Annotated in this window: 16 protein-coding genes and 2 pseudogenes; 3 read left to right on the top strand and 15 right to left on the bottom strand. The window is 75.3% G+C overall.

Going from position 1 to position 25,724, the window contains the following annotated elements:
* Positions 1-16: 16 nt before the first annotated feature.
* On the bottom strand, positions 17-2,536 hold the full coding sequence (locus JD77_RS18620; protein WP_246140751.1) for a putative bifunctional diguanylate cyclase/phosphodiesterase: 2,520 nt from the start codon (positions 2,534-2,536) through the stop codon (positions 17-19).
* Positions 2,537-2,984: 448 nt separating this feature from the next.
* Here JD77_RS18620 and JD77_RS18615 point away from each other — a divergent pair, with 448 nt between their 5' ends.
* Positions 2,985-3,362 (top strand): PH domain-containing protein, encoded by a 378-nt coding sequence (locus tag JD77_RS18615; RefSeq protein WP_145775487.1) that lies wholly within the window; start codon positions 2,985-2,987, stop codon positions 3,360-3,362.
* A 113-nt stretch (positions 3,363-3,475) separates the two neighbouring features.
* Here JD77_RS18615 and JD77_RS18610 read toward each other — a convergent pair whose 3' ends face one another.
* Positions 3,476-4,402 carry a 2-hydroxyacid dehydrogenase gene (locus tag JD77_RS18610; protein ID WP_145775486.1) on the bottom strand — a complete coding sequence of 309 codons (927 nt, stop codon included), beginning with the start codon at positions 4,400-4,402 and terminating at the stop codon, positions 3,476-3,478.
* Between the two features lie 117 nt (positions 4,403-4,519).
* On the opposite strand from JD77_RS18610, the gene JD77_RS18605 reads away from it, so the two are divergent.
* Both JD77_RS18605 and JD77_RS18600 read left to right on the top strand, forming a co-directional pair.
* Complete coding sequence (locus tag JD77_RS18605; RefSeq protein ID WP_145775485.1) at positions 4,520-5,695, top strand: PQQ-dependent sugar dehydrogenase; 1,176 nt, start codon at positions 4,520-4,522, stop codon at positions 5,693-5,695.
* Positions 5,696-5,744: 49 nt separating this feature from the next.
* On the top strand, positions 5,745-7,340 hold the full coding sequence (locus JD77_RS18600) for a metallophosphoesterase (RefSeq protein ID WP_145775484.1): 1,596 nt from the start codon (positions 5,745-5,747) through the stop codon (positions 7,338-7,340).
* A gap of 63 nt (positions 7,341-7,403) precedes the next feature.
* Here JD77_RS18600 and JD77_RS18595 read toward each other — a convergent pair.
* From JD77_RS18595 to JD77_RS18535, 13 genes and pseudogenes are all read right to left on the bottom strand, one after another.
* Positions 7,404-9,116: pseudogene (locus JD77_RS18595) on the bottom strand (transketolase-like TK C-terminal-containing protein).
* A gap of 155 nt (positions 9,117-9,271) precedes the next feature.
* Positions 9,272-10,771: an Asp-tRNA(Asn)/Glu-tRNA(Gln) amidotransferase subunit GatB gene (gatB, locus tag JD77_RS18590; protein ID WP_145775483.1), complete on the bottom strand. Its 1,500-nt coding sequence runs from the start codon at positions 10,769-10,771 to the stop codon at positions 9,272-9,274.
* 13 nt (positions 10,772-10,784) lie between these two features.
* A complete protein-coding gene (gene gatA, locus JD77_RS18585) occupies positions 10,785-12,260 on the bottom strand; it encodes an Asp-tRNA(Asn)/Glu-tRNA(Gln) amidotransferase subunit GatA (RefSeq protein ID WP_145775482.1) in 1,476 nt (491 codons plus the stop codon).
* Positions 12,257-12,561 (bottom strand): annotated as a pseudogene (gatC, locus tag JD77_RS18580) (Asp-tRNA(Asn)/Glu-tRNA(Gln) amidotransferase subunit GatC). Before gatC ends, gatA begins: the two are co-directional and overlap by 4 nt.
* A 240-nt stretch (positions 12,562-12,801) precedes the next feature.
* Positions 12,802-15,453 carry a putative bifunctional diguanylate cyclase/phosphodiesterase gene (locus JD77_RS18575; RefSeq protein ID WP_145775481.1) on the bottom strand — a complete coding sequence of 884 codons (2,652 nt, stop codon included), beginning with the start codon at positions 15,451-15,453 and terminating at the stop codon, positions 12,802-12,804.
* Positions 15,454-15,712: 259 nt separating this feature from the next.
* Positions 15,713-17,848, bottom strand: a complete 2,136-nt coding sequence (ligA, locus tag JD77_RS18570) for an NAD-dependent DNA ligase LigA (protein ID WP_145777649.1) — start codon at positions 17,846-17,848, stop codon at positions 15,713-15,715.
* A 532-nt stretch (positions 17,849-18,380) separates the two neighbouring features.
* Positions 18,381-19,394 (bottom strand): ADP-ribosylglycohydrolase family protein, encoded by a 1,014-nt coding sequence (locus JD77_RS18565; RefSeq protein ID WP_387227233.1) that lies wholly within the window; start codon positions 19,392-19,394, stop codon positions 18,381-18,383.
* Between the two features lie 355 nt (positions 19,395-19,749).
* Positions 19,750-20,118 carry a VOC family protein gene (locus tag JD77_RS18560; protein ID WP_145775479.1) on the bottom strand — a complete coding sequence of 123 codons (369 nt, stop codon included), beginning with the start codon at positions 20,116-20,118 and terminating at the stop codon, positions 19,750-19,752.
* 35 nt (positions 20,119-20,153) lie between these two features.
* Positions 20,154-21,158 (bottom strand): uroporphyrinogen decarboxylase/cobalamine-independent methonine synthase family protein, encoded by a 1,005-nt coding sequence (locus tag JD77_RS18555; protein WP_145775478.1) that lies wholly within the window; start codon positions 21,156-21,158, stop codon positions 20,154-20,156.
* 36 nt (positions 21,159-21,194) lie between these two features.
* A complete protein-coding gene (gene mnmA, locus JD77_RS18550; protein WP_145775477.1) occupies positions 21,195-22,268 on the bottom strand; it encodes a tRNA 2-thiouridine(34) synthase MnmA in 1,074 nt (357 codons plus the stop codon).
* 143 nt (positions 22,269-22,411) lie between these two features.
* Complete coding sequence (locus tag JD77_RS18545) at positions 22,412-23,587, bottom strand: cysteine desulfurase family protein (RefSeq protein ID WP_145775476.1); 1,176 nt, start codon at positions 23,585-23,587, stop codon at positions 22,412-22,414.
* A 231-nt stretch (positions 23,588-23,818) separates the two neighbouring features.
* The gene (locus tag JD77_RS18540) at positions 23,819-24,778 is read right to left on the bottom strand and encodes an electron transfer flavoprotein subunit alpha/FixB family protein (RefSeq protein ID WP_145775475.1); all 960 of its coding nucleotides are present in this window, start codon (positions 24,776-24,778) and stop codon (positions 23,819-23,821) included.
* 11 nt (positions 24,779-24,789) lie between these two features.
* Positions 24,790-25,569, bottom strand: a complete 780-nt coding sequence (locus tag JD77_RS18535) for an electron transfer flavoprotein subunit beta/FixA family protein (protein WP_145775474.1) — start codon at positions 25,567-25,569, stop codon at positions 24,790-24,792.
* Between the last annotated feature and the right edge of the window lie 155 nt (positions 25,570-25,724).

Here is a 25,724-nt window from a genome sequence, read left to right as displayed (position 1 = left end):
GCGCGCCCGGCTGCGCTCAGCGCGACGCGGAGGGGAACTCCTCCAGGTACGCCTCGACCCGCTCCGCCGTCGCCGGCCGGGCCAGCGCGAAGCCCTGGCCGTAGCGGCAGCCGGCCCGTCCGGCGGCGTCCGCCTGGGCCGCCGTCTCCAGCTCCTCGGCGACGATCTGCAGGCCGAGCCGGTCGCCGAGGCTCACCACCACGTCGGTCAGCGGGCGCTGCCCCCGGTCGTCCGTCCCCGTCCGCTGCGGGGCCAGCTTGAGCAGGTCGATCGGGAGGCGGCGCAGCCGGGCCAGCGAGGCGTGCGCGGCCTGGAAGTCGTCCAGCGCGGTCCGCACGCCGAGGGAGCGCAGCCCGGCGAGCCGAGCCACCACGGTGGACAGCTCCGCGCCGATGCGCGGCTCGGCCACCTCGACCACCAGCCGGTCCGGCGGTACGCCGTGGGTGGCGAGCACCGCCGCGGTGCGCTGGAGGAAGTCCGGCGCGGCCAGTTCCCGGGGCGTGACGTTGACCGCCATCCACAACTGCCGGCCGCCGGCCGACCAGTCGGCGAGCTGGCGGCACGCGCGGTCCAGCACCCAGCGGCCCACCTCGCCCATCAGGTCGAGGTCCTCGGCCACGGGCAGCAGCTCGGCCGGAAGCACGGTGCCGAGCACCGGGCTGCGCCAGCGCAGCAACGCCTCGGCGCCCACCGGCAGCCGGTCGGTCAGCCCGAGCACCGGCTGGTAGACCAGGTCCAGCTCCCCCCGGGCCACCGCGCCGGGCAGCTCCCGCTCCAGGTCGAGCCGGCGGACCAGCTGCTCCTCCAGGTACGCGTCGTACCAGTCGACCCGGTCCCGGCCGAGCTGGGCGGCCCGGCGGCGGGCGAGGTCGGCCCGGCGGAGCACGTCGTCCGGGCCCGCGCCGGTGAGCTCGGCGAGGCCGACGCTGACCTGCAGCCGCACCTCGTCGCCGGCCACCCGGTACGGCTCGCCGAGCGCCTCGACGAGCCGGGTGCCCAGGGCGTACGCCAGCACCGGGCCGGCGTCGGCCACCACCGCGAACTCGTCCCCGACGAGCCGGGCCACCAGGTCGTCCGCGCCGGTCGTCGCGCGCAGCCGGTGGGCCACCTCGACCAGCACCACGTCGCCGGCCGCCCGCCCGCGCCCCTCGTTGACCGCGCCCAGGCCGTGCAGGTCGACCACCAGCAGCGCGCCCGGCCCGGCGCGCCGGGCGGCCAGCTCACGCAGCAGCTCGCGCCGGTTGGCCAGCCCGGTGAGCTGGTCGGTCGCGGCGAGCCGGTGCACGACGCGCTCCAGCCGGCGGCGCTCGCCGACGTCGCGGACGTGCAGCACGAGCGCGCCGACCTCGGGTACGCCGCGCTGGTCGCTGACCGTGGACTCGGTCTCCCGCCAGGCCCCCTGCCCGTCACGCAGCCGGGCCGCCAGCAGCGTCGGCCGGGACCCGTCACGTACGCGGTCGAGCAGCAGCGCGGCGCGCGGGGCGTCCTCGGGGTGCAGGAGGTCGACGAACGGGCGGGCGAGCACGTCGGCGTCGGTCAGCCCGAACAGCCGGGTCCCGGCCGGGGAGTACCAGCGCACCCGCAGCGCGGCGTCCAGCAGCAGGATCAGGTCGTGCCCGCCGGAGACGAGCGCCCGGAAGTGCGCCTCCTGGGCGGCGAGCCGCTCGGCGTACCGGCGGTTGTCCGCCGCGGACATCAGCTCCCGGAGCACCAGCGGCGGGACCACGGCCAGCCCGAGCAGGATCGTGCCCGGCCCGAGGTCGCCGTGCGCGGCGAGATGCGCGCCGGCGGCCATGGTCGCGATTCCGGCCGGCGCGCTGACCCGGGGCCAGACCGGCGGCGGCGCGCCCGGGCGCGGCCGGTCGCCGCGGGCCACCCGGCGGACGCCGGCGGCGGTGAGCAGCGCCCCGGCCACCAGCGGCGGGACGGCGGTCAGGGCGGCCCGGTCCGGCGCGCGGCAGGCCAGCAGCACGACCAGCGCGAGCAGCCCGAGGTGCGTGGACCCGGCACCGAGGAGGGACAGGGACACGCCCGGCCGGCGCCGCCAGTCGGCCAGCGCCGCGACGCCGACCGTGGCGAAGCCGAACCCGCCGGCCACCCCCGCGATCCGGGCGGCGGGCGCGGGCTGCCCCGGCGGCAGCAGCGCCCAGGCGGCGAAGACCAGGCTCAGCCCCAGGCCGACGACGTCGACGACCCGCCGGAGCAGGGCCGGGACGGACAGCCGGGACCGGCCGGGCAGCAGGAGCAGCCCGGCGGCGTGCAGCAGGGCAGCCGTACCGAGGCCGACCGCGCCGACGGCGACGCGATGCCCGGCGTCGACCACGGGAAGCACCCCGACGGTCAGCCCTGCCGCGGCCACCGCCGCGTCGAGCAGGCCGGCGGCCCGCCGACAGCGGCGGGCGGGGGCGGGAGCGGCGGGGCGGGGCGGCGGGGCGGCGGGGCGGCGAGGGCGGCGGGCGGCGGGGCGGCGGGGCGGGGACGGGCGGCGGCGCGGCGGGGAACGGCCAGCCGGCGAGCCGGACGCCGGCGAGGACACTGCCGGCGGCGCCGGCGAGCGCCACCACGGCCAGCGGCGGGACCAGGCCGGCCAGCGCGGCGAGGACGAGCAGGGTCGCCGCCGCCAGCACGAGCAGGTCGGCGGGGCGCAGGAGGCGGCGGAGAACGCCGGCGGGGTACGCGACGGACACGGCGATCGCCTTCGTGAGGGGCACGGGCGGTTGCGCTACGGCGGTGCGGGTGCCTCCCTGGGGTTGCGACCCAGGGTCGGCGCGGTGCGGTCACGGTCTGGCCGCCGCCCAGGGTTGCGGTCCGGGGCTGCGCAGCCGTGGCGGGAGTCCTCCCGCCCAACATGAGGGAACGATTCACCGGCACGACGGACACGGCCCGCGGGCCGGAAACATGAGTGACCCACGTCACCATGGCGGCGGTCACCCTCGCCGCCGCCCGCCCGGAGCCCGGCTGGGCGGCAGTGGGATCATCGGGGGGTGAGTCGTGCCGAGACCGTCCGCTTCCGCCACAGCCAGGCGATCCTGGTCGCGGCGGTGATCGCCTTCCTCGGGGCGCTGCCGTTGGCCAGCGCCCGGTGGTACCTCGTGCCGGTGCTGCTCGTTCCGCTGGCGATCGGCGCCTGGGCGTGGCGCGCCGGCACCGACGCCGACGCCCGCGAACTGCGCCTGCGGGCGCTGCTCGGGCAGCGCCGCGTCGCGTGGGACCGGGTCGTCGAGCTGGCCGCCGACGGCCGGGGCCGCGCGGTCGCCCGGCTCGACGACGGCGAGCGGCTGGTCCTACCCGGGGTGCGCGGTGCCGAGCTGCCCCGGCTCGTCGCGGTCACCGGCCAGACCCCGCCCACCCCGGCCGCCTGACCCGGCCCGCCCGGCGCCGCCGGCACGCACGCGGCGCTCCATGATCGACTCAATGGCGGCGGCATGGGGGTGTCCGAGCCTGTCCGATGCCGCCATGTCGGCGACATGGGTGTTCAGTAGTCGTCGACCACCCTGTTGACCAGCGGCTCGCCGGCCACGAACCGCCGGACCTGTTCGCCCACCAGCCGGTACGCCCGGGCCAGCACCCCGCGCACCGAGCCGGCGACATGCGGGGTGAGCAGCACGTCGGGTAGCTCCCACAGTGGGTGGTCCGCGGGCAGCGGCTCGGGATCGGTGACGTCCAGCGCGGCCCGCAGCCGCCCGCTCGCCAGCTCCGCCACCAGGTCGTCCGTCCGGGCCACCGGGCCGCGCGCGGCGTTGACCAGCAGCGCGCCGTCCGGCATCGCCGCGAGGAACGCCCTGTCGACCAGCCCCCGGGTCGCCTCCGTCAGCGGCACCAGCAGCACCACGACGTCGGCCCCGGGCAGCAGCGCCGGCAGTTCGTCGACGCCGTGCACCCCCTCCGCGGGACGGGCGGTCCGGGCGACCATCGTGAAGGTCACCTCGAACGGGGCCAGCCGGGCGCGCACCGCCGCGCCGATCGACCCGGCGCCGACGATCAGCACCCGCTTGCCGGTCAGCTCGTCGGTCGGGCAGAACCGGTCGTACGCCCACTCGCGGCGGGACTGGGCCAGGGCGAAGGCGGGGAAGGCGCGCAGGGCGGACAGGATCGCGGCCACCACCCACTCCGCGGTGCCCGAGTCGTGCACCCCGCGCGCGTCGCAGAGCGCCACACCGTCCGGCATCCGGCCCACCCAGGCGTCCGCGCCGGCCGAGAGCAGCTGCACCACCCGCAGGTCGGGCAGGTCGGCCAGCAGGGCGGTGGCGTTCCCGGAGGAGAGGAACGGCGGCACCCAGAAGCGCACGCCGGCCACGTTGGAGGGGAGCTTGGACGTCGACTCGGCCACCTCGACGCCGACCCCCGCCGGCACCTCGCCGAGCAGGGTACGGCCGGCCTCGTGCGGGATCCACACCTTCACGTCCGCCGACGATAGCGGGCCGGTGGTCGAGGTCCGGCCGCAGGTCGGCGAGGGATCGAGGGCTGGGCGCGTCCGCGAGCGCCCAGTCGCCGGGGCGCGTCCGGATAGGCTGGCCGGGTGAGCGCGCGTCCCCCGTACCCCCGGAAGAGGCCGCCCCGGGCGGTCGTCGCGGCGTCGTGCGCCGCGCTGCTGCTGGCCGCCGCGGGTTGCACCTTCGGCGAGCCGGCGCCGGACCCGGCCGGCGAGCCGCCGAACCTGCCCACCCCGTCGGCGTCGACCGGCGACGGCGGTGCCGGCCAGCAGGTGGTGGCCACCGTGCTGGCCAAGGGCCTGCGGGTGCCGTGGGGCGTGGCGTTCCTGCCCGACGGCGGCGCGCTGGTCACCGAGCGGGACAGCGGCCGGATCCTCCAGGTCGGCCCCGAGTCCGGGCGGGACGGGCTGAACGTCACCGTGGTGCAGACGGTGCCGGGGGTGGCGGCCGGCGGCGAGGGCGGCCTGATGGGCATCGCCGTCTCGCCCCGCTACGCCACCGACAAGACGATCTTCGTCTACCACACGGCGGAGGGGGACAACCGCATCCTCCGGCTGCAACCGGGCGGCCAGCCCACCCCGATCCTGACCGGCATCCCCAAGGCCGGCATCCACGACGGCGGCGCGCTCGCCTTCGGCCCCGACGGCTTCCTGTACGCCAGCACGGGCGACGCCAGCAACCGGGACACCGCCCAGGACCCGAAGAACCTCGGCGGCAAGATCCTCCGGATCACCCCCGACGGCAAGCCGGCCCCGGGGAACCCGTACCCCGGCTCGCCCGTCTGGTCGCTGGGGCACCGCAACATCCAGGGCCTGGCGTGGGACGAGGCGAAGCGGATGTACGCCGTCGAGTTCGGCCAGAACACCTGGGACGAGCTGAACCGGATCACCAAGGGCGGCAACTACGGCTGGCCGCACGTGGAGGGGCGGGCCGGCGACAAGCGGTACACCGACCCGATCGTCCAGTGGCGGACCGGCGACGCGTCCTGCTCGGGGCTGGCGGCGGTGGACCGGCTGCTGGTCACGTCCTGCCTGCGCGGGCAGCGGCTCTGGCTGGTCGAGCTGACCGACACCGGCGCCGTGCTCGGTCAGCCCCGGGAACTACTCACCCGCCGGTACGGTCGACTGCGGGCCGCCGTCGCCGCGCCGGACGGGTCGATCTGGGTGACCACCTCCAACCACGACGGGCGGGGCGACCCGGCCCCCGAGGACGACCGGATCCTGCGTCTGGTGTTCACCGACGGCGGTGCCGGCCGCAGTTAGTAAATGGCGGTTTGCCAAGATCCCTCACTGGGCAGGTCAGAATCTCAGCATGGACGGGCAGGAGAACGAGCAGCCGACGACCGGGGACGCGGGCGCCCCGGCGAGCGGTCGTGGCCGGCGCTGGGCACTCCGGCCGCGGCGCGACCGCCGGGCCACCGGTCCCGCACCGGCCCCGTGGGTCCGGGTGGCGCGCCGGGTCGGGGTGGCTCTGGCCGTCCTGGCGATCGCCCTGGCCGGAGTGGTGCTCGGCACCTTCGCCGGCGGTCGGATGCACACCGACATCGGCCCCTTCCGGGCCGAGCTGACCCTCGCGCCCGCGCTGCGGGGCGGCACCACAGTCGACATCCCCCCGCTCGGGGCGCTGCAACTGCACAGCCACGAGGGGCCGACCCACCTGACGGTGGCGCTGGGCGCGCTCGACCAGCGACGCACCGAGGCGTTGATCGACGACCCGGCGAGCATCAGCCGGGCCAGCCAGTCCGCCGTCACCGACGTCCGCAACGGGGTGCTGCGCCTCGGCCTTCGTACGGTCGGCATGACGCTGCTGGTCACCCTGCTGCTGGCGGCGCTGGTGTTCCGGAACACCCGCCGCACGGCCTGGGCGGGCGGGACCGCGCTGGCGGTCACGGTCGGCAGCCTCGGCCTGGCGGCGTCCACCCTCCGCCCGCAGGCGATCGAGGAGCCCCGGTACGAGGGGCTGCTCGTCAACGCCCCCGCGATCGTCGGCGACGCCCGGCGGATCGCCAACGACTACACCAAGTACGCCGAGCAGCTCCAGCGCCTCGTCGGCAACGTCAGCCAGCTCTACACCACGGTCTCCGCGCTGCCGGTGTACGAGCCCGCCCCGGGGACCACCCGGGTGCTGCACGTCTCCGACATGCACCTGAACCCGACGGGTTGGCAGCTCATCCGCACCGTGGTGGAGCAGTTCGGCATCGACGTGGTGATCGACACCGGCGACATCACCGACTGGGGCAGCGAGCCGGAGGCGTCGTTCGTGGGGTCGATCGGGCTGCTCAAGAAGCCGTACGTCTACATCCGGGGCAACCACGACTCGGCCCGGACGGCGGCGGCGGTCGCCCAGCAGCCCAACGCGATCGTGCTGGACAACTCGACCACCACCGTCGCCGGCCTGACCATCGCCGGCATCGGCGACCCCCGGTTCACGCCGGACAAGAACACCTCGCCCGCCGGCAGCGGCCTGACCCCGCAGGTGGCCGACCAGGTGATCTCCGCCGGGACGAAGCTGGCCACGACGATCCGCGAGTCGCCGAAGCCGGTGAACATCGCGCTGGTGCACGACCCGGCGTCGGCCGGGCCGCTCAACGGGGTCTGCCCGCTGGTCCTCGCCGGCCACACCCACGCCCGGCAGGTCTCCAAGCTGCCCGAGTCGCCGGGCCAGCCGCCGACCCAGCTGATGGTGGAGGGCTCCACCGGCGGCGCGGGGCTGCGCGGCCTGGAGGGCGAGAAGCCCACCCCGCTGACGATGACGGTGCTCTACCTCGACCAGGACAAGCTGCTCCAGGCGTACGACGACATCACCGTCGGCGGGACCGGCCAGGCGCAGGTCAACCTGGAGCGACACGTGATCAAGGACCCGAAGGCGGGCGCCGAGGTGCCCGTCACCCCGACCCCGACCCGCTGAGTCGGGCCGCCGCGCCGGCCCCGCCCGGATGCGCGCCCCGGCTCAGCCCGGCCACGCCCCGGCTCAGCGCAGGGACAGCGCCGCCAGGGCGGCGTTGACGATGCTGCCGGGCAGCAGGTCGTACAGCTCGTACAGCTCCCGGACGCTGCCGGACTGGCCGAACTCGTCCACCCCGAGCGGCACCGCGGGCGCGCCGAGGGCCGAGCCGAGCCAGGCCATCGCGTGGGACGCGGCGTCGTGCACGGTCACCACGGGCACCCGGTCGGCGAAGGCCGACCGCAGCGCCCCGGGGACGCTCGGCACGGTGGCCGTGCGCACTCCCTGGCGCAGCGTCCGCTGCCAGGCCCGGTAGAGCCGGTCGAGCGAGGTCACGTCGACGACGTGCGCCGCGATGCCCTCGTCGGCCAGCTCGGCCGCCGCGGCGAGCACCTCCGGCAGCACCGCCCCGGACGCGGCGAGCTGCACCACCGGGGCGTCGGCCAGGTGCGGGTACGCCTCGTGCGCGTCCACCAGCCGGTACGCCCCGGCGACCGCCTGCCGACGCCAGTACCCGCCCGAAGACCTCCTGGGTGGAGACGGGCTTGTTGGCGCGTACCCGGGTGGTCTCCGGGACGGTGACCGGCAGCGCCCGCTCGCGGGGCGCGCGGGACAGCGCCTCCCGGCGCTCGCCGGCCCGGATGCCGGCCGGGGACGCGGGGTCGAGCCGGTCCCACTCGGTCTCGGGGGTGAGGCCGTGGGCGGCGCGCAGGGCGTCGACCTGCGCGGTGGTGAGCAGCGCCGAGTGGTTGCGCGGGTTGCCGGCGATCGGCAGCCTCCACCCCTTGACGGTGTACGCGAACACGACGCTGGGCCGGTCGGTGACCGCGTCGCACTGGGCGTACGCGTCGAGCATGGCCTCCAGGTCGTGCCCGCCCAGGTCGGTGACGAGGGGGCCCAGCTCGTCGTCGGGGATGTCCGCGATGAACTCGGCGATCCCGGCCGGCGCGCCGTCGAGGAACCGCTCGCGCAGGTCCGGGCCGGTCAGGCCGAACAGCGACTGGTACTGCTCGTTGGGCATCAGGTCGATCCAGTCGCGCAGCACCTCGCCGCCCGGCCGGGCGTACGCCTGCGCGAGCCGGCGGCCGTACTTGACCTCGACGACGTGCCAGCCGGCGGCCTCGAACTGCCCCCGCCACTGGTTGATCCGCACCCCCGGGACGACCCGGTCCAGGGACTGGCGGTTGAAGTCGACCAGCCACATCACGTTGCCCAGCCCGGTGGTGGCCGGGTCGGCGACCGCCTCCCAGATGTTGCCCTCGTCCAGCTCGGCGTCGCCGATCAGGGCGACGAACCGGGAGCGCGGGCGCTCGCCGAAGTGCGCGTCGACGTACCGGCGGGTGACCGCGGCGAACAGCGGCGCGGCGGCGCCGTGGCCCACCGAGCCGGTGGAGAAGTCGACGCCGTCGGGGTCCTTGGTGCGCGACGGGTACGACTGGAGGCCCCCGCGGGCGCGCAGCCGTGGCAGGTACGACCGGTCCAGGTTACCGAGCAGGTACTGGATGGCGTGGAAGACCGGCGAGGCGTGCGGCTTGACGGCGACCCGGTCCTCGCCGTCGAGGTGGGCGAACCAGAGCGCGGTCATCGCGGTCACCAGGGAGGCGCTGGACGCCTGGTGGCCGCCGACCTTCACCCGTCGCCGGTGCTCCGGTCGTGGTTGGCCGCGTCGACGATCCGGGTGGCGAGCCAGAGCACCCGCCGCTGGATCTCGTCGAGGACATCGAGGTCGGCGCGGGGCATGGGCTCGCTCACGCTCGGCTCCGTCCGGGCGTCGCCATTGACGCCCACGAGGGGGGTGGGGGCTGCCTGATGATCATGGGGTTGACGGCAGTTCGGGGATCGGAACTGCCGCCAACCCCATGATCGACGCGGGTCCGGCCGGGGGGCCGGGGGGGTCAGGCCGAGGCGTTCAGGCGGGTCAGGATCAGGTCGCGGACGGTCTTGGCGTCGGCCTGGCCGCGGGTGGACTTCATGACCGCGCCGACCAGCGCGCCGGCCGCCGCGACCTTGCCACTGCGGATCTTCTCGGCGATGTCCGGGTTGGCGGCGATCGCCTCGTCCACGGCGGCGGTGAGCGCCCCGGTGTCCGAGACGACCTCCAGGCCCCGGGTGGTCATGATCTCGGTCGGCGAGCCCTCGCCGGCCACCACGCCCTCGAGGACCGTGCGGGCCAGCTTGTCGTTGAGCTTGCCGGCGTCGACCAGGCCCTGCAGCTCGGCGACCTGGGCCGGGGTGGCCCCGACGTCGGCCAACTCCACGCCGGTCTCGTTGGCCCGCCGGGACAGCTCGCCCAGCCACCACTTACGGGCGGCGGCCGGGGTCGCCCCGGCGGCCACGGTGGCCTCGATCAGCTCGACCGCGCCGGCGTTGAGCACGGACTGCATGTCCAGGTCGGACAGGCCCCACTGCTCCTGGAGCCGGCGGCGGTGCACCCGGGGCAGCTCCGGCAGGGCGGCCTTCAGCTCGGCCACCCAGGCCGCATCCGGCGCCAGCGGCACCAGGTCCGGCTCCGGGAAGTACCGGTAGTCGGTGGCGGTCTCCTTCGACCGGCCCGGGGTGGTGTCGCCGCTGTCCTCGTGGAAGTGCCGGGTCTCCTGGGTGATCTTTCCGCCCGCGTCGAGGACCGACGCCTGGCGCAGCATCTCCGAGCGGACGGCCCGCTCCACCGAGCGCAGCGAGTTGACGTTCTTGGTCTCGGTGCGGGTGCCCCACTCCTCGCCCGGCCGGTTGAGGGAGGTGTTCACGTCGCAGCGCAGCGACCCCTCCTCCATCCGTACGTCGGAGACGCCCAGCGAGCGGATCACGTCGCGCAGCTCGGTGACGTACGCGCGGGCCACCTCGGGGGCGAGCGCCCCGGCGCCGGGGACCGGCTTCGTGACGATCTCCACCAGCGGGATGCCGGCTCGGTTGTAGTCCACCAGCGACTCCGTCGCGCCGTGGATGCGGCCGGTGGCGCCGCCGACGTGCAGCGTCTTGCCGGTGTCCTCCTCCAGGTGCACCCGCTCGATGCCGATGCGCACCAGCTCGCCGTTCACCTCGACGTCCAGGTAGCCGTCGACGCAGAGCGGCTCGTCGTACTGGCTGATCTGGTAGTTCTTCGGCATGTCCGGGTAGAAGTAGTTCTTCCGGGCGAACCGGCACCACGTCGCGATCGAGCAGTTCAGCGCCAGGCCGATCCGGATCGTCGCCTCGATCGCCGCCTTGTTGGCGACCGGCAGCGAGCCGGGCAGGCCCAGGCAGACCGGGCAGACCCGGGTGTTCGGCTCGCCGCCGAAGTCCGTCGGGCAGCCGCAGAACATCTTGGTGTTCGTGCCCAGCTCGACGTGGGTCTCCAGGCCGATCACCGGTTCGTAGCGCGCGACGACGTCGTCGTACGCGGGCAAGGTCGTCGTCATCGGTGCTCCTGCCTCACAGTGCCGGTGGGGTGAACGTGCCGACCGCGGACTCCAGCGCGGCGGCGACCCGGTACATCCGGTCGTCCGCCATCGTCGGGGCCATCACCTGCAGGCCGACCGGCAGGCCGTCGGAGAGCCCGCACGGCACCGAGATGCCCGGGCCGCCGTACAGGTTGGTCGGAATGGTGAACAGGTCGGCCAGGTACATCTGGTACGGGTCGGAGGTGCGGGCGCCGATCGGGAACGCCACGAACGGCGTGGTCGGCGAGATCAGCGCGTCGACCCGCTCGAACGCGGCGGTGAAGTCCCGGCTGATCAGCGTCCGGACCTTCTGCGCCTGCCCGTAGTAGGCGTCGTAGTAGCCCGAGGAGAGGGCGTACGTGCCGATCATGATGCGCCGCTTGACCTCGGGGCCGAAGCCCGCGTCCCGGGTCAGCGACATGACCTCCTCCAGCGACCGGTTGCCGTCGTCGCCCGAGCGCAGTCCGAACCGGACCCCGTCGAACCGCGCCAGGTTGGACGAGCACTCGCTCGGCGCGATCAGGTAATACGCCGGCAGCGCGTACGTGAAGTGCGGGCAGGAGACCTCGACGATCTCCGCGCCGAGCTTGGCCAGCGCGTCGACGGCATCCCGGAAGGCGGCCATCACGCCCGGCTCGGCGCCCTCGCCGGTGAACTCGGCGACCACGCCGAGCCGCACCCCGGTCAGGTCGCCGGTCGCGCCGAGCCTCGCCGCGGCGACCACGTCGGGCACCGGCGCCGGGATGGAGGTGGAGTCGCGGGGGTCGTGGCCGCCGATCACCGCGTGCAGCAGCGCCGCGTCCAGCACCGTACGCGCGCACGGGCCCGGAGTGTCCAGCGACGACGAGAACGCCACCAGGCCGTACCGGGAGGTGCCGCCGTACGTCGGCTTCGCGCCGACCGTGCCGGTGACCGCGCCGGGCTGGCGGATCGAGCCGCCGGTGTCCGAGCCGATCGCCAGCGGCGCCTCGTACGCGGCGAGCGCCGCGGCACTGCCGCCGCCGGAGCCGCCCGGGATGCGGGTCAGGTCCCACGGGTTGTGGGTCGGCCCGTACGCCGAGTACTCCGTCGAGGAGCCCATGGCGAACTCGTCCATGTTCGTCTTGCCGAGCATCACCGTGCCGGCCGCCCGCAGCCGCTGCACGATCGTCGAGTCGTACGGCGGGCGCCAGCCCTCCAGGATCTTCGACCCGACCGTGGTCGGCACGCCCTTGGTGGTGAGCACGTCCTTCACCGCGACCGGCACCCCGGCCAGCGGGCCCAGCTCCTCGCCGGCGGCCCGCCGCTCGTCGACGGCCCGGGCGGCGGCGAGCGCGCCCTCGGTTTCGACGTGCAGGAAGGCGTGCACCCGGTCGTCGACGGCGGCGATCCGGTCCAGGTGGGCGCGGGTCACCTCGACGGCCGAGGTCTCGCCGCTGGCCACCAGCCCCGCGAGCTCCGTCGCGGTCATCTTGATCAGGTCGGTCATGACGCCACATCCTCGTCCAGGATTCGCGGGACGCGGAACCGCTGCTCCTCCGCGTCGGGCGCGCCCGACAGGGCCTCCTGCGGGTCAGGCCCGGCACCACCACGTCCTCGCGCAGCACGTTCGTCAGCGGTACGGAGTGCGAGGTCGGCGGGATGTCCGCCGCGGCGACCTCGCCGACCTGGGCGACCGACCGGAGGATCACGTCGAGCTGGCCGGCGAAGACGTCCAGCTCCTCCTCGGTGACGGCGAGCCGCGACAGTCGCGCCAGGTGCGCGACCTCCTCGCGGGAGATGGCGGCCATCAGTGCCCCCTTCGTGGCTGTCCTGCTGGGTCTGGCGGTGGGCCCGCCGCGCGCCCGGCCGGCGGTGTCGACGATGACGCGCGGTGACCGGAGCGAGTCTATTGTCCAGCACCCGCCCGGCGTCCCCGACTCCCCCTCCGCCGCGAGCCGGGTCGCGACGTGCCGCTCGAATTCGCGCGGCACGGGCGTTCCGGCGCGCGCCGCATGGCTGCCGCGCCACGGGTCGCGGCGCTCCACCGGTCACCGGGCGGGCGGCGGTGGCCCCTCCGCCTCCCGCGTGGACGGCCGCACCGGCCGGTACCGCGACAGCCAGGTCCCCAGCTCCTCGGCGGGCATCGGCCGGGCGTAGAACCAGCCCTGCGCCACGTCGCAGCCGGCGGCGTGCAGCAGCCGCCAGGTCCGCTCGTCCTCCACGCCCTCGGCGACGACCCGCAGCCCGAGCGCCCCGGCCAGCTCGATCACCGACCGGACGATCGCCGCGTCGTCGGCGTCGTCGGCCATCCCGAGCACGAACGACCGGTCGACCTTGACCTCGGACAGCGGCAGCCGGCGCAGGTGCTGCATCGACGAGTAGCCGGTGCCGAAGTCGTCCAGCGCGATGGCCACCCCGATGGCGTGCAGCCGGGAGATGGTGGCCAGCACCCGGCGGGGATCGGCCATCAGCGCGCCCTCGGTGATCTCCAGTTGCAGCCGGTCCGGCGAGAGGCCGTACCGGGCGAGCCGGTCGGCGATCTGGTCGGCGATCTCGCCGGTGTGCAGGTCGCGGACGCTGACGTTGAGCGCGGCCCGCAGGTCGCACCCGGCGGCGGACCACTTGGCCAACTGCTCCGTCACGTCGTCGACCACGCGGCGGGTGAGCAGCCGCATCACGGCGCTCTGCTCGGCGACGCGGATCAACTCCTCCGGGTCGACCATGCCGCGGCGCGGGTGCCGCCACCGCAGCAGCGCCTCGACGCCGACCACCTCGCCCGTGGCGATGGCGACCTGCGGCTGGTAGTACATCGTGATCGCGCCAGGATCGCCCGGCTCGTCCGGCTGCCGGACCAGCACCCCGCCCGCGCCCCGGCCGGCCCCGCCGGTCGTCGCGGCGGACGCGGACCCCGCCGCCGACCCGCTCGCCCCACCGACCGCCCGTGCCGGGCCGGCGCCGGGCCCGGTTCCCACGTTCCGCGCCGGGCCGGCGCCGGACCCCGCCCCGGTGCCGACCGCCCGCGCCGGGCCGGCGCCGGACCCCGTCCCGCCCCGCGGCGCCGTCCCGACGCCGGAGCCGGTCCCGACGCCCGCCCCGTCTCCACCGGCTCGGCGGCGGATCGGGTCGGCGCCGGTGACGATCCGGTTGATCAGCTCGTCGGGGTGGGCCGGCTCCGGCCGCCGGTGCCGCCGCGCCCGCCAGCGTCCCGGCGCGCGCACCCCGGCCGCCGGCAGCAGGGCGGCGGAGAGCGCCGCCCCGTCCCCGGCGGAGCGGGCGACGCCGTCCCCGGCGGAGCGGGCGACACGGTCCCCGGCGCGGAGTTCGCCGCCGCTCCCGGCGGCCAGCGCGGCGCCGTCACCGCCCCGCACCCGGTCCCGGCCCGCCGGCTCGGCCGGCCCCGATTCGAGTACGCGCCGCAGGTCGGCCAGCAGCCCGAGCCGCTCGGCCGAGTTGTGGTCGGACTCGGCGGCGTACACGGCGACGGTGTCGTTGCGCTGCTTGGCGTCGTACATCGCGACGTCGGCGTGGCGCATCAGGGTGGCGAAGTCCTCCCCGTGCTCGGGGAAGATCGCGATGCCGATGGAGCCGCCGACGTCCAGCGGCAGCCCGTCCAGCGACACGGGCTCGGCCAGCGCGCGGGCCAGCCGCTCGGCGGTGTCCCGGGCGTCGTCCACACCGGTCAGTCGGGTACTGACGATCGCGAACTCGTCGCCCCCCAGCCGGGCGAGCAGGGCACCCTCGCTCACCGCCCCGGCGAGCCGGGCGCTGACCTCGACCAGCAGCCGGTCGCCCACGGCGTGGCCGAGCGCGTCGTTGACGTTCTTGAAACGATCCAGGTCGATGAGAAGCAGGGCCAGGTGTGCGTCGGGGGCGCCCTTGGCCGCCCGCTCGGCGTGCAGGTGGACCTGCTCGGCGACCTCGGCGAGCAGCGCCTTGCGGTTGGGCAGGCCGGTGAGCGGGTCCAGCGCGGCGAGTTGCTCCTGTTCCGCGGAGAGCCGGGCCATCCGATACACCGCGAACAGCGGCACCAGCACCAGCGGGATCAGCGCGGCGCTGGCCCGGGCGGCCGTGACCAGCACCGGGGCCAGCAGCAGCAGCGACCCGGTGGAGAGCAGCTCGTACGCCAGGCCGAGCCGGACGGTCGGCCACCAGCGGTTGCCGAAGCGCAGGCGGATGGCCGTGTTGACCAGGCCGTAGTTGGCGACGAACCAGGCCGCCGTCGCCCCGAGCAACGCCACCGCGTCGCTCCAGCTCAACGGACCGTCGTAGAAGATGCCGCCCGGCCCGAGCGCGGTGACCAGCGACGCGGCGGCGAGGGCGCACGCGTACTGGGCGGCGTTGAAACCGGTGCGCCAGGCCGCATACCCCATCCGCCACCCGGAGACCAGCACGGCCACCGCCTGCACGGCCACGGCCGGGCCCAGCCCCCAGCCGAGCAGGATGGCGAAGCTGAAGCAGGTGGACGGGAAGACCGCCGAGGACTGCCTGCGCCCCGGCGGCACGAACGGACGCGCGTCGCAGACCACCGCGAGCGCCGCCATCGTCCAGAACGGCACGGGCAGCTCGGCGAGCTGATCGGGCAGGGCGGCCAGCGGCCCGGCCGAGACCAGCAGGGCCAGCGCCGACACGGCGGCGACGAAGCCGAAGAAGGGCGTCACCCGCCCCGGCGGGACGGAGTTTCGCGGATCGGCGGCCTCCATCGCACCTCCCGGGACAGCGGCCACGGCGGGCCATCCGCCCGACGTGCCCCCATGTAACGCCCTGCGTGACAGTATCCGGAGGCGACAGCCACGAATCGGTCGCAGTCGTAATTAACTTGGTATACGCCGCGGGTGCGCCTGGCACCACCCCCCGGGCCGGGCGACCCTCACCCCCTGACCCGCCCCCGGCCCCGTACGCCGGCCGACCGCCTCGACCCGGCCGACGCCGTCACCCCTCGACGCCGGCCCGCCCTGCGGCTCACTCCTCGATGCGGGCCACCTCGCGGGCCGCGTCCGGGCCCTGGTCGAGCAGCACCCGGAAGCCGTCCTCGTCGAGCACCGGCAGCTTGAGGCTGGCCGCCTTGTCGGCCTTGGAGCCGGGGTTCTCCCCCACCACCACGAAGCTGGTCTTCTTGGACACCGAGCCCGTGACCTTGCCACCCCGGGCCTGGATCGCCTCGGCCGCCTGGTCCCGGGAGAAGCCGGCCAGCGTGCCGGTCACCACGACGGTCACCCCCTCCAGCGGGCGCGGCCCCTCCTCGCCGGCCTCCTCGGCCATCCGTACGCCCGCCTCGGCCCACTTGCGGACCACCTCGTTGTGCCAGCCGACCGCGAACCACTCCTTGAGGCTGGCCGCGATCGTCGGACCGACGCCGTCGACGGAGGAGAGCTCCTCCTCGCTGGCGTTCCTGATCGCCTCGATCGAACGGAAGTGCCGGGCGAGGGCCTGGGCGGCGGTGGGGCCGACGTGCCGGATGGAGAGCGCGACCAGCACCCGCCACAGATCCCGCTCCTTGGCGACCTCGAGGTTGTCGAGCAGCTTGACGGCGTTGCTGCCGAGGCTGCCGTCCTTGTTGACGAAGAACGGCGACCGGGCGAGCTGCTTCTCGTCGAGCTGGAACAGGTCGCCCTCGTCGGTGATGATCTCGGCGTCCAGCAGGGCCGCGGCGCCCTTGTAGCCCAGCACCTCGATGTCGAACGCGCCGCGGCCGGCCAGGTGGAAGACCCGCTCGCGTAGCTGGGCCGGGCAGCTGCGGCTGTTGGGGCAGCGGATGTCGACGTCGGCCTCCTTGGCGGGGGCCAGGGGGGTGCCGCAGGCCGGGCAGGACGTCGGCATGACGAACGGCCGGGCGTCGGCGGGCCGCAGGTCGACCACCGGGCCGAGCACCTCGGGGATGACGTCGCCGGCCTTGCGGATCACCACCGTGTCGCCGATCAGCACGCCCTTGCGCTCCACCTCGCGGGCGTTGTGCAGGGTGGCCAGGGCGACCGTGGAGCCGGCCACCCGGACCGGTTCGAGGACGGCGAACGGGGTGACCCGGCCGGTCCGACCGACGTTCACGTCGATGTCGAGCAGCTTGGTGTTGACCTCCTCCGGCGGGTATTTGAAGGCGATCGCCCAGCGGGGGGCCCGGCTGGTCGAACCGAGCCGCCCCTGGATGGGGACCGGGTCGACCTTGACCACCACGCCGTCGATCTCGTGCTCCACGTCGTGCCGGTGCTCCGCGTAGTACGCGACGTACTCCGCGACGCCGGCCAGGTCCGGTACGACGCGCCAGCGGTCGCTGGTCGGCAGGCCCCACGCCTTCAGCGCCGCGTACGACTCGGACTGGGCCGTCGGGGTGAAGCCGCGCCGCGCGCCGATGCCGTGCACCACCAGGCGCAGCGGCCGGGACGCGGTGACCCGGGGATCCTTCTGGCGCAGGCTGCCGGCGGCCGCGTTGCGCGGGTTGGCGAACGGCGCCTTGCCCTGCTCGACCAGGCCGGCGTTGAGGTCGGCGAAGGCGGCCACCGGGAAGTAGATCTCGCCGCGCACCTCCAGGAACTCCGGCACGTCGGGGAACTCGGCCGACGAGGTCAGCTCCGCCGGGACGTCCCGGATGCTGCGGACGTTGGCGGTGACGTCCTCCCCGGTGCGGCCGTCGCCCCGGGTCGCGGCGCGCACCAGCCGGCCCTTCTCGTACGTGAGGTTGATCGCCAGCCCGTCGACCTTGAGCTCGCACAGGTAGGGCACCTGGCCGCCCGCGTCGCGCTCCACCCGCTCGGCCCAGGCGGCCAGCTCCTCGTCGGCGAAGGCGTTGTCGAGGGAGAGCATCCGCTCGGCGTGGCTGACGGGGGTGAACTCCGTGGAGAACGTGCCGCCCACCCGCTGGGTCGGCGAGTCCGGGGTGCGCAGGGCCGGGTATTCGGCCTCCAGCGCCTCCAGCTCGCGCATCTTCCGGTCGAACTCCGCGTCGGAGACGGTCGGCGCGTCCAGCACGTAGTAGCGGTACTGGTGCTCGGTCAACTCCTGGCTGAGCGTCGCGTGCCGCTCCCGCACCTCGGCGGGCGGCTCGGCACCGGCCGCCGCCTCCTGCGCCGGGGTCACCTGCTGCGGGACGGCACCGTCGGCCACCCCGCCGGCCGGCACCGGGTCGCCCTCCACCGCGCCGTCGCTCGTCGCCGCCTTGCCGCTCTCGGACACCTTGCCGCTTCCCGACACCCCGCCGCTTCCCGACACCTCGCCGCTCCCGGACACCTCGCCGCTCCCCGCCATGTGGTGCGATTTCCCGTGATCACGCTACCCCCGCACCGTATCCGCTGGGTGGGACAATCTCCGCCCACCCGGCCGCCCATCCGGCCGCCCCGCGCCACCGGCCCCGCGCCCACCGGCCCGGCCGCCTGCGCCCCCGCGCCGCCGCCCGTGCCCCGCGCCCCCGCGCCGCCCCCGGCGCCGCCGCGCCGTCGATCAAGAGCTTTGCGTCCGCATCCACCGCCCCGGCCGACGCAAACCTCTTGATCGACCCGGGAGTGCGGGGGCCGGGCGCGGGAGCCGCGCGCGGGGCCCGAGCGCGGGGCCCGGGCACGGGGAGGCCGGGCACGGGGAGGCCGGGCACGGGGAGGCCGGGCACGGGGAGGCCGGGCACGGGGAGCCGAGCACGGGCTGGTCAGTGGGTGGGTGGGAGCGCCAACTCCGTGAGGGTGGTCAGGGAGGCGGCGTACTCGATGCGGGCGGACCAGTCTTCCGGCCAGGCGGACATCCCGTGGGCGGCGCCGACGAAGGCCCCGGCCAGGGCGGCGATGGAGTCGGAGTCGCCGGCGGTCGTGGCGCCCCGCGCCAATGCGGCGACCGGGTCCTCGGCGTGCCGCAGCGCGCAGAGCAGCGCGGTCGCCAGCGCCTCCTCGGCGACCCAGCCCTCGCCGGTGTGCCGGCACGGGTCCCCGCCGTCGTCCGGCCGGCCCAGGGCGGCGGTCAGCCGGCCCAGGGCGCGCAGGCACTCGTCCCAGCCGCGGGCGATGAAGTCCTCCGGCGAGTCCACGCCCGGGCGCCGCCAGAGATCGCCGAGCCAGTCCGCCCGGTAGACCCGGCGCTGCTCCCGGGCCCGCGCCGTCAACAGCTCCGGCAGCTCGTCCAGGGCCACGCCGTCGAGCAGCAGCCGGACCGCGTACGCGGTCAGCTCGCTCGCGGCCAGCCCGGTCGGGTGGCCGTGGGTCAGACCGGCCTGGAGCTGGGCGAGCCCGGCCAGGGTGTCCGCGTCGACGGGAAGCAGCCCGACCGGGGTGACCCGCATGTTCGCCCCGCAGCCCTTCGAGCCGGCCACGGTCGCCTCCTGCCAGCGCACCCCCCGCGCCAGCTCGGCGCAGGCGCGCAGGCAGGTCATCCCGGGGGCACGGTTGTTGTCCGGGCTGACCGCCCAGGCCAGGAACCGCTCGCGCAACAGCGGCTCGACCGCCTCCGGGATGAGCACGGGCGCGTCGCGCAGCGCCCAGCCCACCGCGATCGCCATCTGGGTGTCGTCCGTGACCAGGACCGGGTCACCCTCCAGCTCGCGGGGGCCGGTCGGGCCGTACCGGCGATGGATCTCGGCGACGGTCAGGAACTCGGTCGGCTTGCCCAGCGCGTCACCGTAGGCGAGGCCGAAGAGCGAGCCGGCGGCCCGCTGGAGCGTGGAGTCGGTCACGCCCGCGATCATGCCGGGCGGCGGAAACCGCCGCCACGTGCCGGTGGCCCGGCGTCGACCGCGGCGCGTCCCGCTGGAAGGCCGGAGCCTGGCATACCGACCGCCGGCCGGGGGCCGGGCACGTCGACCTCCGGCCAAGGCCTGGCACACCGACCGCCGGCCGGGGCCCGGCACGTCGACCTCCGGCCAAGGCCTGGCACGTCGACCTCCGGCCAAGGCCTGGCACGTCGGCCTCCGGCCAAGGCCTGGCACGTCGACTTCAGCCAGGGCACGGCGGGCTGGAACACTGGCGCCTCCGGCCGAGGGCTGGCACGCCGGGAAGCTGGAACTCAGCGCCGGCAGAGCAGCCCGAGCGTCATTCCCAGCAGAGACAGAACGGGTGGCCGGCCGGGTCGGCGTACACCCGCCAGCCCGTTCCCTCGCCCGGCAGCCGCCGCGCGCCGAGGGCCAGCGCCGCCTTCTCGGCCGCCTCGATGTCCTCCACGGTGACGTCGAGGTGGAACTGCTGCGGCAGCTCCGGGTCGGGCCAGGTGGGTGGGCGCAGGTCGGGCGCCTGCTGGAAGGCGAGCCGCGGCTGGCGCCCCGGGGGGCCGCCGAGCACCACCCACTCGTCGCCCTCGGAGTCGCCCTCGAGGAGCGGCAGGCCCAGCAGCTCGCTGTAGAACGCGGCGAGGGCCCTCGGGTCGGGGCAGTCGATGACCGTCGAACGAAGCTCTCCAATCATGCCCGCATCCTGCCCGCTGGGCACGACAAGAAACCTCAGTCCTCGGCGAGTCGCCGGCCGGCGTCCCGGCACGCGGCGAGCACCGCGCGGACGTACTGCGGGGTGGCCCCGGCCAGGCCGCAGGCGGGGGTGACGACGACCTGCTCGGCGAGCCGGGCGCGGGGGAAGCCGAGGCGGTCCCAGAGCTGACGTACCCGGTCGGCGACCTGGGCCGACGTCGGCGCGCGACCGGCCGGCGGCGGGGTCGCCGGCGCGGCGCCGGCCAGCAGCCCGAGCCCGGCGTCGATCGCCTCGCCCAGCGGGTCCAGGTCCTTGACCAGGGCCAGGTCCAGCGCGACCCCGACCGCGCCGGCCGAGCGGACCACGTCCAGCGGCACGTCGGGCGCGCAGCAGTGGATCACGGTCGGCACCCCGGCCGCCTCGACGACCGTGCGCAGCGCGGCCGCCGCGTCGGGCCGCTCCACCGCCCGGTACGTGCCGAAGCCGCTCTCGGTCGGCACCCGGCCGGCGAGCACGGCCGGCAGGGACGGCTCGTCGAGCTGGAGCAGGACCGAGGCGCGGGGCACCCGACGGGTGACCGCGGCGACGTGCGCGCGTAGCCCCTCGGCGAGGGAGGCGGTGAGGTCCCGGACCGCGCCGGGGTCGCGCAGCATCCGGCCGCCGATCGGCCGGTCGATCGCGGCGGCCAGGGTGAGCGGCCCGGCCGCCTGCACCTTGAGCGCGCCGGCGTACTCCTCCGCCTGCTCGGCGAGCTGGTCGAGGTCGCGTTCCATCAGGTCCCGGGCCCGGCGCAGGTCCCGCCCGGGGCGCGGGGCGACCCGCCAGCGGGCGGCGTACAGCTCCACGGGCAGCTCGACCAGCAGGCCGGCGCCGCGTCCGACGAGGTCGGCACCCGGGCCGCGGGCCGGCAGCTCGGGCAGGTGGGGCAGCGCGGGCACTTCCCCGAGGACGACCCGCAGCGCCTCGGCGACGTCGGTGCCGGGCAGGGAGCCGATGCCGGTGGCCGCGCCGGCGGGCCAGGGCCAGGGCTGATCAGTCACGGCCGAAGGGTATCCAACGCCCGGGGCGGAACGGCGTCAGGCGGCGATGGTGGCGGAGCCGAGGACCACATCGCCGGCCGGGGCCGGCCGGTAGGCGACGATCGCCTGGCCGGCGGCGACGCCGCGGACGGGGCGGCGCAGCTCGGCGTGCAGCCCGTCGTCGTCCAGCGACACCGTCGCCGGCACCACGTCGCCGTGCGCGCGCAGCTGCACCTCGCACTCGACCGGCCCGGCCGGCGGCTCGCCGCCCGTCCACACCGGACGCTCGGCGCGTACGGTGGAGATTTCCAGCGCCTCCGCCGGCCCCACCGTGACCGTGTTCGTCTTCGGGGTGATCGAGAGCACGTAACGCGGGCGGCCGTCGGGGGCGGGTCGGTCCAGGTGCAGGCCGCGCCGCTGCCCCACCGTGTACGCGTACGCGCCGCTGTGGCTGCCGACCACCACGCCGGTGAGCGCGTCCACGACGTCGCCCGGCGCCTCGCCGAGCCGCTGGGCGAGGAAGCCGCGGGTGTCGCCGTCGGCGATGAAGCAGATGTCGTGCGAGTCGGGCTTGTCGGCCACCGCGAGCCCGCGCCGGGCCGCCTCCTCGCGGACCTGCGCCTTCGTCGAGTCGCCGAGCGGGAAGAGCGACCGGTCGAGCTGCGCGCGGGTCAGCACCGCCAGCACGTACGACTGGTCCTTGGCCAGGTCGACGCTGCGGCGCAGCAGGCCGTCCGGGCCGAGCCGGGCGTGGTGGCCGGTGACCACGGCGTCGAAGCCGAGGGCCACCGCGCGGTCCAGCACCGCCGCGAACTTGATCTTCTCGTTGCAGCGCAGGCAGGGATTCGGGGTACGCCCCGCGGCGTACTCGGCGACGAAGTCGTCGACGACGTCGGCGTGGAACCGGTCGGCCATGTCCCAGACGTAGAACGGGATGCCGATCACGTCGGCGGCCCGCCGGGCGTCCCGGGAGTCCTCCAGGGTGCAGCACCCGCGCGCCCCCGTGCGGTACGTCTGCGGGTTGCGGGCCAGCGCCAGATGGACTCCGGTCACGTCGTGCCCGGCCTCCACCGCCCGCGCCGCCGCCACGGCGGAGTCCACCCCGCCCGACATCGCCGCCAACACCCTCACCGCGCCACGCTCCCTTCCCGGGCAGCCTATCCCGTCCCCCAGGGGCCGCCGCGATCTTGCAGTTTCCGCCCCGACAAAGTCGACAAAAGCCGCGAACGAGGGGCACAAAGTGCAAGATCGCGGGGAACGGGCGGGGCGAGGGGTCAGCGCGGGGTGCGGAGGGCGGCGGCGCGGCGGGCGCGGTCCACCGCCGCCGGGAGGGCGGTGATCACGGCGTCGACGTCCGCCTGGGTGCTGGTGTGGCCGAGCGTGAAGCGCAGGGAGGAGCGGGCGCGGTCGTCGTCGGCGCCCATCGCGATCAGCACGTGCGAGGGCTGCGCCACCCCGGCCGAGCAGGCCGAGCCGGTCGAGCAGGCGATCCCCTGGGCGTCCAGCAGGAGCAGCAGGGCGTCCCCCTCGCAACCCGGGAACGAGAAGTGGGCGTTGCCGGGCAGCCGCTCGGTCGGGTCGCCGTTGAAGATCACCTCGGGTACGGCGTGCCGTACCCGCTCCACGAGGTCGTCGCGGAGGGCGGCCACCCGGGCCGCGTACTCCTGCTGGCCCTTCACGGCGGCCTCCACCGCGACCGCGAAGGCGACGATGCCGGCGGTGTCCAGCGTGCCGGACCGGATGTCGCGCTCCTGGCCGCCGCCGTGCAGCAGCGGGGTGGCCGCGACGTCCCGGGCGAGCAGCAGTGCGCCGACGCCGGCGGGGCCGCCCAGCTTGTGCCCGGTGACGGTGAGCGCGGAGACGCCGGTGGCGGCGAAGTCGACGGGCACCTGGCCGACCGCCTGGATCGCGTCGGTGTGGAACGGCACCCCGTGCTCGGCGGCGACGGCGGCCAGCGCGGCGACCGGCTGAAGGGTGCCCACCTCGTTGTTGGCCCACATCGCGGTGACCACGGCGACGCGGTCGCCGTGCTCGGCCAGCTCGGCGCGCAGCGCGTCCGGGTCGAGCCGGCCGGCGTGGTCCACCGGCAGCCAGCCCACCTCGGCGCCCTCGTGGTCGGCGAGCCAGTCCACCGCGTCGAGGACGGCGTGGTGCTCCACGGCGCTGGAGACCACCCGGCGCCGGTCGGCCGACTGGGCCCGGCGGGCCCAGAAGAGGCCCTTGACCGCGAGGTTGTCGCTCTCCGTGCCGCCGCCCGTGAAGATCACCTCGGACGGGCGGGCGCCCAGCACGGCCGCTACCCGCTCCCGGGACTCCTCCACCCGGCGGCGGGCGCGCCGGCCGGCCGCGTGCAGCGACGACGCGTTGCCGACCTCGCGGGCGGTGGCCACGTACGCCTCGAGTGCCTCGTCCAGCATCGGGGTCGTCGCGGCGTGATCCAGGTATGCCATCACCGCTCAGCCTACTGACCTGGATTCCCCCGCCCGGACGCTGGAGGGTGTTGACAAGGGACCCCTGCTGCACCAGAGCTGTCAGCAAGGGGCCTGCCCTTCCCGGTCGGGGTAGTACCGTCAAAGGGCTGAGCGGCGGGCCGGCTCAGCTCCCCGGCCCGCCGATCAGTTCCACTCGACGCGGAGGCCGCCGCCCGCGAAGCGGACGGCGGCCTCCCGTGGACCCGACGGTCAGCGGCGCTTGCGGATCTCCTCGGCGGCCTGGGGGACGACCTTGAACAGGTCGCCGATCACGCCGAGGTCGGCGAGTTCGAAGATCGGCGCCTCGGCGTCCTTGTTCACCGCGACGATGGTCTTCGAGGTCTGCATGCCGGCGCGGTGCTGGATCGCGCCGGAGATGCCCAGCGCGACGTACAACTGCGGGGAGACGGTCTTGCCGGTCTGACCGACCTGGAACTGGTGCGGGTAGAAGCCGGAGTCCACGGCCGCGCGGGACGCGCCGACCGCGCCGCCGAGCAGGTCGGCCAACTCCTCTACCAGCTTGAAGTTGTCGGCGTTGCCGACGCCCCGGCCGCCGGAGACGACCACGGACGCCTCGGTCAGTTCCGGGCGGGAGCCCTTCTGCTCGGCGACCCGGTCGACGACCCTGGCCAGCTTGTCGCCCTCGGCGACAGCGACGGTCAACTGCTCGACGACCGGGGTCGCCGCGGCCGGGACCGGGGTCACCGAGTTCGGCCGCACGGTGACCAACGGCAGCCCGCGGGTGACCTTGGATTTGACGATGGTGGAACCGGCGAACGCCACCTGCGTGGCGGTGCCGTCGGCGGTCAGGGCGACCACGTCGGTCAGGATGCCGTTGTCCAGCTTGACCGCCAGCCGGGCGGCGATCTCCTTGCCCTCCTGGGCGGAGGCGAGCAGCACCGCGGCCGGCTGCACCCGCTTCACGAGGTCGGCCAGCACGGTGGCCTTCGGGGCCACCAGGTAGCCGTCGATGTCCTCGCTCTCGGCGGCGTAGACCTTCTCCGCGCCGTACTCGCCCAGCTTGCCGGTCAGCGCCTGCGCGGCGCCGGGGCCGCCGAGCACGACCGCGCTCGGGGTGCCCAACTCGCGGGCGAGGGTGAGCATCTCCAGGGTGACCTTCTTGACGCCGAACTCCCGGGTGGCGTCGACGACGACGAGAACCTCAGCCATGTCCAGACCCCTCACACGAACTTCTCGGTGGCGAGGAACTCGACCAGCTGCACGCCGCCGGAGCCCTCGTCGGTGACCTTGGTGCCGCCGGAGCGCGGCGGGCGCTTGGAGTGCTCCAGCACCGCGCTGGTCGCGCCGTCGAGGCCGACCTCCGAAGCAGGGATGCCGAGGTCGCCCAGGGACAGCGTCTGGACCGGCTTCTTCTTCGCGGCCATGATGCCCTTGAACGACGGGTACCGCGGCTCGTTGATCGTGTCCCACACGGAGACCACGGCCGGGGTGGAGGCGGTGACGACCTCGTACCCCTCCTCCGTCTGCCGCTCCACGGTCAGGGTGGAACCGTCCACGGTCAGCTTCCGCGCCCCGGTCAGCGCGGCCACGCCGAGCCGCTCGGCGATCATGTGCGGCATGACCTGCACCCGGCCGTCGGTGGACTCCGCCCCGCAGATGACCAGGTCCGCACCCAGCTGACCGAGGGCGGCCGCGAGCACCTTCGACGTCGCCACCGCGCAGGAGCCGTGCAGGGCGTCGTCCACCACGTGCACCGCCTTGTCCGGCCCCATGGACAGCGCCTTACGGATCGACTCGGTCGCCTTGTCCGGACCCATGGTCAGGACGGTCACCTCGCCGCCGTGCGCCTCCTTGATCTTCAACGCCTCCTCGATGGCGTACTCGTCCATCTCGTTGATGACGTTGTTCGCCGAACCGCGGTCGACGGTGTTGTCGTCAGAACGCAGGTTGCGGTCCGCGCCCGAATCAGGCACCTGCTTGACGAGTACGACGATGTTCATCGCGCTTCGACGACCCTCCTGGTTGGTGGTGCGATTGCTCGCCCGGTCACGGCCGCAGCCTCCCGCGTGACTTAACGATCGGTCAACCTCGAGCTGTGTGCGGTTGCCCATAGCGCAACGTTACCCGCAAGTAGCTTTTGCCTCCCGGGGCCCCA

This window comes from Micromonospora olivasterospora, assembly GCF_007830265.1.
GTDB lineage: Bacteria > Actinomycetota > Actinomycetes > Mycobacteriales > Micromonosporaceae > Micromonospora > Micromonospora olivasterospora.
This window is presented reverse-complemented; position numbering and strand designations above follow the sequence as displayed.